Below are 15,327 nucleotides of genomic sequence, written 5' to 3'. Positions count from 1 at the left end.
TGGGTGGTTACCCGGTATAACGCAATTCGGCAGGAATGCGTTGCATGACCGGTTACCCGACAAACCTATTTAAAAAAGGCGGTTTTCTTCCACCGACGCCCAGGAAAAAATAGCCGTTGCCCGGAGCCGGGCCTCTCCACTGCGGGCAACGGCTATTTTTTTCGACCCTATTGATTATCAACGCCCTGATGCAGAAACAGCTTCATCTGCCGTTTCTCGCTGCCCTGTGCCAGTTCAAACACATACCGCCCCTGAGGAAGCTGAAACAGCAGTTCGTGCATTCCCTCGGTGTAGGCTTTGTTATCGATCAGTTTCTGCACCTCCCGGTCGTTCTCGTCGCGCGCGGTCAGCGTCACCGGCTGGGTGCCTTTCACCGCAAAATCGAGGACGAAGGCGCCCCGGTCGGGGTGTTTCCAGAGGTCGACGTAGCCCGTGCGGAAGTCCGGCGCGTAGGCGTAAAACCCGGTAGGATGCGCCGGCCGGCGGATGTCCATTTTTGACAGCCCGGTCCATAACTCCGGCGTTTTTTCGCCCAGTTTCCAGAGCAGCCCCGAACGGAAATTCTCCATCATCACCACAATCGGCCCCTGATCGATGGCCAGATACTGGTTCGAATACCAGTTCAGGCCTTTATGGTAGGCGTCGTAAAAACCGTAAGGGCCGAACAGCCGGCTGCCCTCCCGCAGATACAGATTTCGCAGCACCTGCATCGAATAATAGGGCGTATAGGGAAACGACGACAAAGCCGCCGTCGGGCTGATGGTGCCGTTGTCGTTGGTGGGCGAGTGAGCGTCGTAAAAATTGTAGTCATCGCTGGCCGTCAAACCCCAGTTGCCCGGCCCGTAGCCGAACATGGCCTGGCGGGGTTGCAGGCAGTGCGCCCGGTTGATAAGCGTGTGATTCCGGTTCTGCTCCCAGTAGTAGGTATGGTCGTCCTGCATGAGCCGCGGGTCGAGGCTCAGGTAGGAATAATGCGCGAAAAACAGCGGCCCGCCCATCGGGAAACCCAGCGGCAGTTTATAGCCGAAATAGGTCTGATCATTGACGTAATGGTCGCTTTGTTTATAGGTGTTCCGGTATACTTCCGGCTGAATGGCGTGGGTCGGTGAGCCCAGCGCCAGCACGTAGGTGATGAACGTCTCGTCGTGCCCCCGGATCGGGTGGTTCATGCGCCATTCATAGTTCGGCGACCAGTGCCAGAGCAGCCGGCCGTCGCGGACGTACCAGTCCCATTCCACCTCCCGCCAGAGCCGGTCGATGCGCTGGCGCAGGTCTTTCTCGACGGCCGGATTCCCGTCGAAGTAGGTACGGGCAATCAGCAGCCCGTTGACTAAATAGGCGGTTTCGACGAGGTCGCCCCCGTTATCATGCTCCGAAAACGGAACCACCCGGCCGGTACTGCCGTCGAGCCAGTGGGGCCAGACGCCATGGAAACGGTCGGACTTTTCCAGGAAAGCCACCATCTTCTGCACCTGCTGGAGGGCTTCGGCCCGGGTGATCCAGCGCCGTTCCGCCCCGGTAATCAGGGCCATGATGCCGAAACCGGAGCCGCCGGTCGTGACGATGTTGGGCGTGGCGGTTCGCTCGGGCGCCAGGCCGGATACCGGGTGGGCAAAGTCCCGGAAATACCGAAATGTGGCTTTCTGAACGGTTTCCAGGTATTCGCTGTATTCGTTGGCCGGCGGAATGGCCGGCTTCTTATCCGGCTGCGCCATGCAGCGTGTCATCGAGCCGAGCAGACTCAGGGAGAGGAGAACTGATCCGAGGAATTTCATAAGCGATGAAAGGAATGGATGGAAAGAAAAAAGGCTATAATCAAGCGGTTATAGCCTTTTTTGTATACTTATCACAGGTAAGCAGTAGTTAAATCGCGATTACGTCAATAGCCGGGATTTTGAGTCAGCACGCCCCCGCTGGCATCGATCTGCGGCTGCGGAATCGGCATGACCTCGTTTTTCCCTTCAACAAATTGCTTGCCAAGTGGGCGAAGCACCTGTCCGGCCCGGCCCTGACGGACGAGGTCCCAGAAGCGGTCATGTTCCATCGCCAGCTCCGACCGGCGTTCTTTCCAGATGGCCTGCTTCAATTGTTCCTTACTCGTAAATTTCACATCCGGCAGCACGGCCGCGTTGCTTCCTCTGGCCCGCGCCCGGACGGCGTTCAGTGAGGTCACGGCCTGCTGCGACTGGCCCAGTTCGTTGGCCGCTTCGGCGTTCATCAGCACGATGTCGGCGTAGCGGAGCAGGCGGATATTTTTGTTCGAATCCCCGAGGCCGTTCGGCGATTTTGTCTCATTCTGAGCTACATACGCCTTCTGGTTGTAATACGGATTCACCGCGTTCGGAAGGACGACGACGCCGTCCGGCATCCGCTCACCGCGCTCGATGATGGTGGCGGCTTTGCGCGGGTCGCCGGCTTCATAGGACTTCACGAGGTCTTCGGAAGGGACGTTGAAACCCCAGCCCAGCTGCCCGCGGACACTCTGTACCTCGGCGTACTGCGATCCGCCACCACCCTGCGGCAGCGCGGCATTCTGCACTTCGAAAACCGATTCCGAAGTGTTTTCACCCGCTTCCGTGAAGATCACTTCGTAAGGCGTCTTGAGGTCATACTGACCCGACTTCATGATTTCGTCGGTCAGCCGCAGCACGTCATTCCACTTGCCCTGATACATAGCCACTTTCGCCAGCCAGCCTTTGGCGGCTCCTTTCGTGACCCGGCCCATATCCTCGGCCGCATACGCCGACTTTTCGGGAAGAACGGCGATGGCGTCGTTGAGGTCCTGCTCGATCAGCTGGTAGATTTCCTGCCGGGAGGCCCGCGGCACCGCCGGCGCGTTGTCGTCCTGAATGGCGGTGATCTTCGGCACCCCGCCGAACGTCCGGACCAGGTTGAAGTAGAAATAGGCCCGCAGCACTTTGGCCTCGGCGATCAGCCGGGCTTTCAGGGTTTCGTCCATCTGGATGCCCGGCAGCCGCTGGATCACCTGATTCGCTTTGGCAATGCCCAGATACTGACCGCTCCAGAAGTCGTTCAGAATGAAGTTGGTAGCCGTCACCGTAAACTGATCGAACTCGTTCAGGAAGACGGCGTCTCCCGGTTCACTGCCTTTCTCGGCGTCGTCGGAGGTCATGCTCGAAACGGCCAGGAAGGCAAAGATGTGGGTCGGCCACTGCCGCAATTGCCAGTAAATGGCGTTGGTCGCCTTCAGGGCCCCCTCCTGGCTCTGGAAAAAGTCCTCGGTGATCAGTTCACCCTGCGGCTTTTTATCCAGAAATTCTTCACTACAGGCCTGACCCGTCAGCAACAGCGTGCCGGCCAGGGCCACTCGTATCCAATTTTTTGCTATCGTATTCATGTCGGAATGCGGTTTAAAAACCAATTTGTAAGCCCACGGTCGTCGTGCGGTATACCGGTACTACATCCAGGTCGACTCCCCGGCTCAGTGCATCGCTCTCCCGACCGCCCACTTCCGGAGAGAAGCCGGAGTAGTTGGTAAAGGTCACCGGGTTCAGCGCGTTGACATACGCCCGCACCGACCGCACGCCCAGCGTCCGCAGGAGATTGGAAGGCAGCGTATATCCCAGCTGTATGTTTCGGATGCGGACAAACGATCCGCCTTCGATGAAGTAATCCGACACCTCGAAGTTCTGCCCGCCGTTGGTCAGCCGGGGCTGAGAGGTCGACGGGTTCTGGGTCGTCCAGCGTTCCAGCGCAATCCGCTCGTAGTTTTCGTTTCCGAAGCGAACCGCCCGCCGGCCGTTGTAAATCTTATTGCCGTGCGAACCCTGCAGGTCTAGCGCCAGGTCGAAGCCTTTCCAGGAAAAGTTCGTGTTGAACCCCCAGAACACTTTCGGAATCGGCGTCCCGAGGAACACCCGGTCGTCGGCATCGATTTTCCCGTCGGGCCGGCCGGTCAGGTTGCCGGAGGCATCCCGGCCGTTGAGGTCGGCATACCGGATATCGCCGGGCTGGGCGGTCGGCTGGGCGCTGTTCCGGACTTCGTCGGCCGTCTGGAAGATACCGGCCATCTGATAGCCGAAAAAGGCCCCGATGGGTCGTCCCACGTCCGTCAGGGTCGTGGTCCGGCCGTTGCCGAGGCCACCGCCGATGATCGGAATCCCGCCGTTGCCGAGGTTGGTCACTTCGTTTTTCACCGTGGTGAGGTTGGCGTTGATGCCATACTTGAAATCATTCACGTTGTCGTTCCAGCCCACCGTAAACTCCAGTCCCCGGTTGTAGGCGCTGGCTGCGTTGGCCTGGATCTGCCGCCCGTTTCCGATGTTGACGTTCAGGACCATGTCGGAAGTTTTCCGGTTATAGTAGTCGACTTCGGCCGTCAGGCGGTTATTCAGGAAGCCCATTTCAAGCCCGATGTCGGTCTGCGTCACGGTTTCCCAGATCAGGCTGGAGGTGGTCGTGTTCACCTGGGTTGCGCCCTGCTGGAGGTTCTGGCCGGAGCCGAAAACCGCATCCAGACCGCTGCTGATCCGCGAATAGTACAGGTAATTCGGAATGTTCGTGTTGCCGAGTTTCCCGTAACTGGCCCGCAGTTTCAGGTTGCTGAACAGCGTCACATCCTTCATAAACTCCTCGTCGATGATCCGCCAGCCCACACCCACGGCCGGGAACGTCGCCCAGCGGCTTTCGGACGGGAAGCGGGAGGAACCGTCGCGACGGAGGCTCACGGTCAGCAGGTACTTGTCCATCAGGCTGTAGTTGACCCGGAACAGGTACGAAGCGTAGGTAAACTGGTAACTCCGGTTGTCGGGGTTGTCCTCGGCCGTTGCGCCGACGGCGTTTCCGAGAGAGAGAAATTTGACGTCGTCGCTATAGCCCGGCACGTCGAGCCGGATGGCCCGCAGAATGTCGGCGCGGCTGCTCTGGGAAGTCGCCCCCAGCAGCACGTTCACATTGTGAATATCACCGAACGTCCGGTTGAAGGTCAGCGTATTTTCCCACAGCCAGGTCGTATTCAGACCTATTTCGCGCGTAAGCCGGCTCCGGTCGTTTTTCTGGCTGCTCGAGACAAAATACTGCGGCAGATAGATCCGGCTGTTGGTCAGACCCAGGTCCACCCCGAAACTCGACCTCAGCGTGAAGGACTTCAGGAAATCCAGTTCACCGTAGATGTTACCGACCAGTTGGCCGCTGCGGGCGATGTCGTCGGTCTGATAGGCCAGCACCGCAGCCGGGTTCGCCACCGTACTGACGGTCGAGAAACCGTATTTTCCGTCCGGGCCGACGGGCATGATCGTCGGGTCGGCGTTGTAGGCCGACTGCACGATCGAAGCCGGCACGTTGTTCGACTGCGTCCGGGAAAATGCCAGGTTGTTGCCCATCCGGAAATTTCCCGTCAGTTTATACGTATTGTTCACCCGGAACGTCAGGCGGTTATAAGCCGACTTCTCGACGATGCCCTTCTCGTCGTAGTAGCTGCCGCTGACGTTGAAGGTCACCCGCTCGTTGCCGCCCGACGCGGTAATCTGGTGGTTCTGGATGCTCCCGTTCCGGAAGATATAATCGAACCAGTTGGTGCCGGCTCCCAGCGCCCCCGGTGTCGGGAACTTGGCCTGCCCGCCTTCGGCTACCGCAACTTCGTTGACCAGCGTTGCAAATTCGCCGGCGTTGGTGAGTTTGATGCGATTGTTCACCTGCGTAATCCCGCCAAAGCCTTCGTAGTTGATGGAAGTCCGGCCGGATTTCCCGGATTTGGTCGTCACCAGAATTACCCCGTTGGCTCCCCGGACCCCATAAATTGCCAGTGAGGAAGCATCTTTCAGCACATCGATCGACTGAATGTCGGCCGGGTTCAGGAAGCGGATGTCATCCACGAACATTCCATCGACTACATAGAGCGGATTACTGTTTCCGACCGTTCCGACGCCCCGAATTCGCACATTGGGTGCAGCACCCGGCAAGCCCTGGTTGGTCGTGATCAGCACCCCGGCGGCTTTTCCCTGAAGAGCCTGCGTCGCCGTAGCGACCGGCCGGCTGGCAATGTCCTGTGCTTTGATGGAAGAAATGGAACCCGTCACGTCGGCCTTGCGCTGGACGCCGTAGCCGACGGCTACTACTTCCTGCAAGGTCGTCACGTCGGATTCAAGTTCAACGTCGAGTGTCGCTCCGGTTACGGGGCGCTCGGTGGTTTTCAAACCGATGAAGCTAAATACCAGAACATCGCCCTGAGCAGCCTCCAGACTGTACTGGCCGCTCGGGTCAGTGGTCGTTCCACGGGTCGTCCCCTTGACCTGAACACTTACCCCCGGAAGTCCTCCGGGTTCGTCAGCGGTCCGCACTCTTCCGCTGACCCGCTGCTGCGCCCAAACCATCATTGGCAGACATAGCAGGATCATTAAAGTAAACACCCTCTTTCCCATAACTTTTCCGATAATTTATTAGGCTTTTCGTAGCCCAAATGTAAACGGCTTTCCCGGAGAGTATGTTCAAAAGAGCTACATCACTACTACATCATTTTAACTATTTAGATAGTTAACGGCCTATTCCAACGGTTTTCCACGGTTGTCGGATCTTCTTTATGAAGAACTTACGTTATCAATAGAGACTTCGCTTTATTTTTTACCACCCATCAGTCATGAAGATTCGTTGCCCGGACAAAATCCTTCTACTCTGCCTTTTCTGGTTCCTCGGAACCCTCAATAGTCAGGCAAGCGGAATTACAAAAAATATTCTGTTTGCTCCGTATATCCGAAATTTCACCAAACAGAATTATCAGGCTTATAATCAGAACTGGTCGTTGAGCCAGGATACGTCGACCGGCTTTATCTACGCAGCCAACTCGAAGGGGCTTCTGGAGTTCGACGGGACCCGCTGGCAGACCTACCGGCTTCCGAAACGGCAGATCGTCCGGTCGGTGGCGGCAGACGGCCGGGACCGGGTCTATACCGGCGGGCTGGGGGAGTTCGGCTACTGGGAACCGAACCCGTCCGGCCTGCTCGAGTACCACTCGCTGGCCGACCGGGTTCCCAACCGGCAGTTTGCCCGGGAGGAGATCTGGAACATCGTCGCCGGGCGGGACTTCGTCTTCTTTCAATCGTTTTCCACGGCATTCATTTATCGCCGGAACCGGGTAACCGAGCTGAAATTACCCGGTAACGTCTTCTTTCTATATGAAGCCGGCGGGCGGTATTACCTGCAGGCCATCGGCAAAGGTCTCTATGAGTTGACGGGCGGAAAGTTCATCTCCCTGCCCGGAACGGAGGCCCTGGCCGGCACGGAGGTCCACACCATCCTGCCGGACGGACAGGAGGGCCTGCTCCTGGGAACCCGCGACCACGGGATGTATCGCTACCGCCGGGGCACTTTGACCCGGCTACGGCATCCGGCCAGTCAGTTTCTGCAGCGGTATCAGTGTAACAGGGGGCTCCGGCTGCCGGACGGGCGTTATGCCTTCGGCACCATCCTGAACGGGCTGATCGTGACCGACACCACCGGGCGCATCCTGTATTCGCTGAACCAGCGCTCCGGCTTACAGAACAATACCATTCTGGCGCTGCTCGCGGATGCGCGGGGCAATCTCTGGGCGGGGCTCGACGACGGGATCGATGCCATGTCGTTCCATTACCCGCTCAAATACTTCACGGACCCGAGCGGCCTTCTCGGTACGCCTTACGACGCGGCCCTGTTCAACGGCCGGCTGTATCTGGGTACCAACCACGGCGTGTACTGGTGCGCCTTCCCGACCTCCGGCCTTCCGGCCTACCATCTGGTTGAAGGGTCGCAGGGGCAGGTCTGGGATCTAGCCGTTCTGGATGGGCAGCTGGTGTGCGGACACAACGCCGGTACGTTCCGCGTCACACGGGAAGGCCGCTGGGAACGGCTCAGCGATCTGGCCGGCGGGTGGCACCTGCTACGGCTCCGGAGCCATCCGGGGGTTGCCCTTCAGGGGACCTATACCGGTTTAGCCCTTTACCGCCGGACCGAGTCGGGTCAGTGGGCTTTCAGCCACCGGATCGACGGCTTCGGCGAACCGATCCGGGAAATCCGCGAAGCCCCCGACGGCCGGCTCCGGCTGCGGCACGCTCATAACGGCTTCTACCAGATTGCGCTTTCGGGTGACCTGAAAAAGGTAACGAACATCTGCTTTTTCGATCAGCCGGTTCCGGCATCCGGTTTTACGGACGGGTCGAAATTCCGCCGGGTTTTTGCCGGCCTTCAGGGGGAATCGCTGGCCGTCCGGAAAGGCGGCAGCCTGCTGATCACGAATCGCAGGGGCCTCAAAGCGGAGTTTCCGCTCAGCAATTTTGCCTGGATGGACGATTACGAGAACATCATCCCGCTCGATTCATCGTATTATCTGCTGTGTCTGGAGAAAGGCTATGCGCTGCTGCCCCGGGCCGAGCTGACCGCCATCGGCCGGGAGCAGGCGGAGAACCGGCCGCTGATCCGGCAACTGGCCGTTTTGCAGGGCGGGTCAGACCTGCGTTTCGAATTCCGGTCTGCAACGGCGGCCGGGGCTTTCGGGCGACGGCTGGCGGCCCGGGAGAATCACCTGGTTTTTCAGTTCAGTCAGCCGGAAGCCATCCAGCAGCCGCTTTTCAGCTACCGGCTCGTCGGCCTGGACGACGAATGGTCGGAATTCGGGGCGGCTTCCGAAAAGGAATATACGAGCCTGGCCCCCGGAACCTATCGGTTTCAGGTCCGGGCGCTGTCCGGCGGGCCGGAATCCTCGCTGACGTTTGAAATCCGGCCGCCCTGGTACCGGAGTTCCTGGGCATTTCTGGGGTATTTCCTCTTCGGCTGCGGGGTAGTTGCTCTCAGCTTCTACGTACACCGGCGGCAGGTACATGCCCACCAGGTGCGGGTGCGGGAGCATCTGGAGCGACAGCTTCGGGAAGAGCAGGAACGGCACCGACAGCAGTTGATCCGGATGCAGAAGGAGAAGCTGGAGCAGGACGTGATCAGCAAGTCGGAAGAACTGGCGAATACGACCATGAGCCTGATCCACAAAAGCGACCTGCTCATGAAGCTGAAAGGGGAAGCCGAAAAGCTGAAAACCGAGGTCCAGCAGCGGCAGGGCATCGAACAGGCGACGAGTCACATCAATCATCTAATCAAACTCATCGACGCCAACATCTCCAGCCGGCAGGACTGGAAGGTGTTTGAGAAGAACTTCAATAAGGTCCACGAACAGTTTTTCAAGCAGCTGCTCGAACGTTACGACGGCCTGACGCCCGACGACCTGCGGCTGGCCGCCTACCTTCGCATGAACCTGTCGAGCAAGGAGGTGGCCAAACTGCTGAACATCACGGTACGTGGGGTAGAGCTGAAGCGGTACCGGCTCCGAAAGCGGCTCCACCTGCCTCCGGAGACGAACCTGACGGAGTTCATGATGACTTTCTGAAGCCGCACCGGCCAGAAATAAAAAAGGCTCCCCGATTTGGGGAGCCTTTCCGGTATGCGTCGGTCGGATTAGAACCGGAAGTGAGAGAACGCCTTGTTGGCTTCTGCCATACGGTGCGTATCATCCTTTTTCTTGACGGCTGCGCCTTCACCTTTAGATGCGGCAATGATTTCCGCAGCCAGACGGTCCACCATGGTTTTCTCACCACGTGACCGGGCATACTTGATCAGCCATTTCATGCCTACTGATACTTTACGATCAGGACGCACTTCCGTCGGAACCTGGAAGGTAGCACCACCTACACGGCGGCTTTTTACCTCGACTGAAGGCATGACGTTGTTCAGCGCCTTCTTCCACACTTCCAGACCGTTGTCGCTGGTTTTTTTCTCAACCAGGGCCAGGGCGTCGTAGAAGATGGAGTAGGAAAGGCTCTTCTTGCCTTCATACATGAGGTTATTCACGAATTTCGTTACCAGCGTCTCCTTGAATTTAGGATCGGGTAATACGTATCTCTTTTTAGGTTTTGCTTTTCTCATGATCTTCAGATGGTTAATCTTACTCTAAGCGAAGTTCATCGTCGGCTCCGCTCAGTCGCTAAGAGGTGTGATTATTTTTTACCTCCCTTTCCGCCCTTCGTCGGAGCAGCTACCTGACCCGGTTTCGGACGTTTCGCACCGTATTTCGAACGGGCTTGCTTACGGCCGTTTACCCCGGCGGTGTCGAGCGCACCGCGAACGATGTGGTAACGTACCCCCGGCAGGTCTTTCACCCGGCCACCGCGCACCAGCACGATCGAGTGTTCCTGCAGGTTGTGACCTTCACCCGGGATATAGGCGTTGACTTCCTTGCCGTGCGACAGACGCACACGGGCCACTTTACGCAAAGCCGAGTTCGGCTTTTTCGGGGTCGTCGTGTACACGCGAGTACAGACACCGCGACGCTGCGGGCAAGAGTCCAGTGCCGGTGACTTCGACTTGAAAGTCAGCTTCTCACGGCCCTTGCGTACTAATTGTTGTATCGTAGGCATTGTATAAGAATTGGTATTTCTACGGTCTTCCGGAAAATTCGGAGTGCAAAATTAGCGAAACACGTCCGAAAACCAAAAACTATCCCGAATTATTTTCGATATCCGTCTGTCCGTTACCGGCTTACGCTTCCCCGATCGGACCGCCGAACTGGGTCGGAAACCGGAAGGCTTCCTCGATCTGGTTAATGTCGCCGTAAGCCTCCTCGTATTTGCGGATGTTTTCCCGCAGGGCGGTCAGCAGGCGTTTGGCGTGGTCAGGCGTCAGGATGATCCGCGACTTGACTTTTGCCTTCGAGACCCCGGGCATCAGCCGGATAAAATCGATGATGAACTCGCTGTTGGAGTGGGCGATCATGGCCAGGTTGGCGTAGATGCCCTCAGCGATCTCCTCGGTCAGTTCGATATTGATCTGACCTTCCTGTTCGGGTTGTTGGTTTTCCATATCCTCTGCTTGGCTTTACTTTAAAAAACAGAGGTCAGGCTTTTGACCCGACCTCTGCGTTTTGACTGTTTCTGGAGTCGGCTTAAACCGTCTCCCGTCTTTTCGGCCGTGCGAACTTCTCGCGCGTTTCGACGTAAGACTCGTATTCTTCCTTCGAGGTGACGATGATGTTGTTGTACCGGCGCATCCCCGTCCCGGCCGGGATCAGGTGGCCGACCAGTACGTTCTCCTTCAGCCCTTCCAGATAATCGGCCTTACCGCGGATCGAAGCCTCGCTCAACACCTTGGTCGTTTCCTGGAACGAAGCCGCCGACAGGAAGCTTTCCGTACCCAGAGACGCCTGCGTAATCCCCTGCAGCGTGGGCTGCGAAACGGCCGGCATCGCGTCGCGTACCATAACCAGTTTCATATCCCGGCGCTTGAGGCTCGAGTTTTCGTCGCGCAGACGACGGACGGTGATGATCTGTCCGGCTTTCAGCGTCTCGGAATCGCCCGGATCGGTTACGACCTTCATGTTCATGATCTTGTCGTTTTCCTCCCGGAACGTCCACTTGTCGACGGACTGCATGTCGAGGAAGATGGTATCGCCGGCGTCGATGATCTCGACTTTCTGCATCATCTGGCGAACGATCGCTTCGATGTGCTTGTCGTTGATCTTCACACCCTGCAGACGGTAAACTTCCTGAATCTCGTTCACGAGGTACTCCTGAACGGCCGTCGGCCCTTTGATCGACAGAATATCCGACGGCGTAATGGCGCCATCCGACAGCGGATCGCCGGCCCGGACGAAGTCGTTGTCCTGAACCAGAATGTGTTTCGACAGCGGGACGAGGTATTTCTTCTTCGTGCCGTCTTTCGACTCGATATAGATTTCGCGGTTACCCCGCTTGATCGAACCGTAGGTCACCACACCGTCGATTTCGCTCACAACCGCCGGGTTCGACGGGTTACGAGCCTCGAACAGTTCGGTTACACGCGGCAGACCACCCGTAATGTCGCGGGTTTTACCGACGTTCCGCGGAATCTTGGCGACCGGCTGACCCGCCTGGATTGCCTGACCGGCCTTCACGACCAGACGGGCACCGACCGGCAGGTTGTACGCTTTTTCGTTCGTATCTTCCAGCAGTACGCTGGTTCCCTTGATCACGATGGCCGGGTTCTTGGTTTTGTCGCGGCTTTCGATGATCACCATTTCCTGGAAGCCCGTCTGTTCGTCGAACTCCTCCCGATAGGTGATCCCTTCTTCGATGGCTTCGAAGTCGACCGTACCCGTCAGTTCGGAAAGAATAACGGCGTTGTACGGATCCCAGGCACAGAGCTCGTCGCCCTTCTTCACCGCATCCCCTTCTTTCACCCGCAGGAAGGCACCGTACGGTACGTTGTTGCTGATGAGAATGAGGTTCGGGTTGGCCGGATCGACGATCTTGACCTCACCGGAGCGACCCATGACGACCGTAAGCGGGTTACCTTCGCTATCGGTCGATTCCACGGTACGCATTTCTTCGAACTGGACTACGCCGTCGAACTTGGCGCGGATCGACGCATCGACCGCGATGTTCGAGGCCGTACCACCCACGTGGAAGGTACGAAGGGTCAACTGCGTTCCCGGTTCACCAATCGACTGCGATGCGATGACACCGACAGCTTCTCCGATGTCGACCATCCGACCCGTCGCCAGGTTCCGTCCGTAGCACTTGGCACAGACGCCTTTCTTGGCTTCACAGGTCAGTACCGAACGGATTTCAACCGTTTCGATGCTGGTTTCGTCGATACCGGCTGCGATTTCCTCGTTGATCTCGGAACCGGCGGCCACGATCAGATTTTTCGTCAGCGGGTCATAGATGTCGTGGACGGTCACCCGGCCCAGAATCCGCTCGGACAGCGGTTCAACGATATCCTCGTTGTCTTTCAGGGCGGAGATCTGAATACCGCGGAGGGTACCGCAGTCTTCTTCCGTGACGATCACATCCTGGGCCACGTCGTGCAGACGGCGGGTCAGGTAACCGGCATCGGCCGTTTTCAGAGCCGTATCGGCAAGACCCTTCCGGGCACCGTGCGTCGAAATGAAGTATTCGAGTACGTCCAGACCTTCCTTAAAGTTCGAAAGAATCGGGTTTTCGATGATTTCACCGACCGAGCCCTGCAGGTTTTTCTGCGGTTTGGCCATCAGACCCCGCATCCCGCCCAGCTGACGAATCTGCTCGCGGGAACCCCGGGCACCGGAGTGCATCATCATGAAGATCGAGTTGAAGCCCTGCTGATCGGCTTCCAGCTGCTTCATCAGGGTCTCGGTGATCCGGCTGTTGACGCGGGTCCAGATGTCGATCACCTGGTTGTAGCGTTCGTTTTCCGTGATCAGACCCATCAGGTAGTTGTTCCAGACGCCTTCTACTTCCTGCTTGGCTTCTTCGATCAGTTTTTCTTTCGCTTCCGGAACCTTCACGTCGCTCAGACCGATCGACAGACCGCCTTTGAAGGCCATCTGGAAACCAAGCTCCTTGATATCATCGAGGAACTGAGCGGTTTTGGATACACCGGCGATCTTGAAGATGTAGGCAATGATCTGCTGCAGCTTTTTCTTCGTCAGCAGTTCGTTGATGAACCCTACCTCTTCCGGAACGGACTGGTTGAACAGCACGCGCCCGGCTACGGTTTCGAGAATTTTCGTTTCCAGCTCGCCCCGCTCGTTCCGCACTTTCGTCCGAACCTTGATATTGGCGTGCTTGGAGAGTTTACCTTCGTTGATCGCAATGATCACCTCCTCCGCACCGTAGAAGGTCATGCCTTCACCGATGATCGGATATTCCGGGGTGCTCTTACGGCCTTTGGTTACATAGTACAGACCCAACACCATGTCCTGAGACGGTACCGTAATCGGCGCCCCGTTGGCCGGGTTCAGGATATTGTGCGACGCCAGCATCAGCATGGAGGCTTCCAGGATGGCTTCCTGTCCGAGCGGAACGTGGACGGCCATCTGGTCACCGTCGAAGTCGGCGTTGAAGGCCGTACAGACGAGCGGGTGCAGCTGGATGGCTTTTCCTTCGATCAGCTTCGGCTGGAAAGCCTGGATACCGAGACGGTGAAGCGTCGGAGCACGGTTGAGGAGCACCGGGTGACCCTTCAGTACGTTTTCCAGAATATCCCAGATAATGGGGTCTTTCCGGTCGACGATCTTCTTGGCGGATTTTACCGTCTTGACGATACCCCGCTCGATCAGCTTGCGGATGATGAACGGCTTGAAGAGTTCGGCCGCCATATCTTTCGGCAGACCGCACTCGTGCAGTTTCAGCTCCGGACCAACCACGATGACCGAACGGCCGGAGTAGTCGACCCGCTTCCCGAGAAGGTTCTGGCGGAACCGGCCCTGCTTCCCTTTCAGCATATCCGAAAGGGACTTCAGTGCCCGGTTTCCTTCTGAACGAACGGCGTTCACCTTGCGGGAGTTGTCGAAGAGGGAGTCAACGGCTTCCTGCAGCATCCGTTTCTCATTCCGGAGAATCACTTCCGGCGCCTTGATCTCGATCAGACGCTTCAGACGGTTGTTCCGGATGATGACCCGGCGATACAGGTCGTTCAGGTCGGAGGTAGCGAAGCGGCCCCCGTCCAGAGGGACAAGCGGACGCAGTTCGGGCGGAATTACCGGCACCATGCGGATTACCATCCACTCCGGACGGTTCTCGACGCGGGTGTTGGCATCCCGGAACGCTTCCACGACTTTCAGACGCTTAAGGGCCTCGGCCTTCCGCTGCTGGGAAGAGTCCGTAGCGGCCGCGTGGCGCAGGTTATATGACAGTTCGTCGAGTCTCAGACGGGACAGCAGCAGTTCAAGCGCTTCGGCACCCATCTTGGCAATGAATTTCTGCGGATCGGAATCCGGCAGTATCTGGTTACCGCTCGGCAGTTTGTCGACGATATCCAGGTATTCATCTTCCGTCAGGAAGTCGAGCTCCTGAATGCCGTCTTCGCCCTTGATACCCGGCTGAACGACGACATACCGCTCGTAATAAATAATTTGATCGAGCTTCTTGGTAGAGAGGCCCAGCAGATAACCGATTTTATTGGGTAAGCTCCGGAAGTACCAGATGTGTGCTACCGGTACGACCAGTTCGATGTGGCCCATCCGTTCCCGGCGAACCTTTTTCTCCGTCACTTCTACTCCACAGCGATCACAGATAATGCCCTTGTAGCGGATACGTTTGTACTTACCACAATGACACTCCCAGTCCTTGACCGGGCCGAAGATCCGCTCACAGAACAACCCGCCCATTTCGGGCTTGTATGTCCGGTAGTTGATCGTCTCCGGCTGGGTCACTTCCCCGTACGAACTCTCCAGAATGGACTCGGGCGAGGCCAGACTAATCAGCACCCTGGAAAAGTCGCTGTTGAGCTTCTTATTCTTTTTGAATGACATTGGATGGAGTTTTATTGGGTGAAATTTTTGATCGGCAGCGGGCGGTTCGCAGAAAGGGGATGTCCCTTCTCTCTGCAAACCGC

The 15,327-nt window shown here is 57.6% G+C and carries 8 protein-coding genes; 1 reads left to right on the top strand and 7 read right to left on the bottom strand.

Features of this window, described 5'->3' with window-relative positions; genetic code table 11:
- Positions 1–167: 167 nt before the first annotated feature.
- From DX909_RS12970 to DX909_RS12960, 3 genes are all read right to left on the bottom strand, one after another.
- Positions 168–1,775: a glucoamylase family protein gene (locus DX909_RS12970; protein WP_128545602.1), complete on the bottom strand. Its 1,608-nt coding sequence runs from the start codon at positions 1,773–1,775 to the stop codon at positions 168–170.
- A gap of 104 nt (positions 1,776–1,879) precedes the next feature.
- Positions 1,880–3,358, bottom strand: coding sequence for a RagB/SusD family nutrient uptake outer membrane protein (locus DX909_RS12965; protein WP_128545601.1), 1,479 nt, complete (start codon positions 3,356–3,358; stop codon positions 1,880–1,882).
- Between the two features lie 13 nt (positions 3,359–3,371).
- Positions 3,372–6,335, bottom strand: coding sequence for a SusC/RagA family TonB-linked outer membrane protein (locus DX909_RS12960; RefSeq protein ID WP_229311035.1), 2,964 nt, complete (start codon positions 6,333–6,335; stop codon positions 3,372–3,374).
- Between the two features lie 260 nt (positions 6,336–6,595).
- Here DX909_RS12960 and DX909_RS12955 point away from each other — a divergent pair, with 260 nt between their 5' ends.
- Entirely contained in the window at positions 6,596–9,364 is a 2,769-nt protein-coding gene (locus tag DX909_RS12955; RefSeq protein ID WP_128545599.1) for a triple tyrosine motif-containing protein, read from the top strand.
- Between the two features lie 68 nt (positions 9,365–9,432).
- Here the strand turns inward: DX909_RS12955 and rpsG are convergent, their stop codons facing one another.
- From rpsG to rpoC, 4 genes are all read right to left on the bottom strand, one after another.
- The gene (rpsG, locus tag DX909_RS12950) at positions 9,433–9,900 is read right to left on the bottom strand and encodes a 30S ribosomal protein S7 (protein ID WP_128545598.1); all 468 of its coding nucleotides are present in this window, start codon (positions 9,898–9,900) and stop codon (positions 9,433–9,435) included.
- Between the two features lie 71 nt (positions 9,901–9,971).
- Positions 9,972–10,391 (bottom strand): 30S ribosomal protein S12, encoded by a 420-nt coding sequence (gene rpsL, locus DX909_RS12945; RefSeq protein WP_128545597.1) that lies wholly within the window; start codon positions 10,389–10,391, stop codon positions 9,972–9,974.
- 121 nt (positions 10,392–10,512) lie between these two features.
- Complete coding sequence (locus tag DX909_RS12940) at positions 10,513–10,833, bottom strand: DUF3467 domain-containing protein (RefSeq protein WP_128545596.1); 321 nt, start codon at positions 10,831–10,833, stop codon at positions 10,513–10,515.
- 82 nt (positions 10,834–10,915) lie between these two features.
- On the bottom strand, positions 10,916–15,244 hold the full coding sequence (rpoC, locus tag DX909_RS12935; RefSeq protein ID WP_128545595.1) for a DNA-directed RNA polymerase subunit beta': 4,329 nt from the start codon (positions 15,242–15,244) through the stop codon (positions 10,916–10,918).
- Positions 15,245–15,327 lie beyond the last annotated feature (83 nt).

The sequence above is a fragment of the Larkinella soli genome, from assembly GCF_003703975.1.
In the GTDB taxonomy this organism is placed as follows: domain Bacteria; phylum Bacteroidota; class Bacteroidia; order Cytophagales; family Spirosomataceae; genus Larkinella; species Larkinella soli.
Note: the sequence above shows the minus strand (reverse complement) of the source record. Positions and strands in the feature narration are given on the sequence as shown.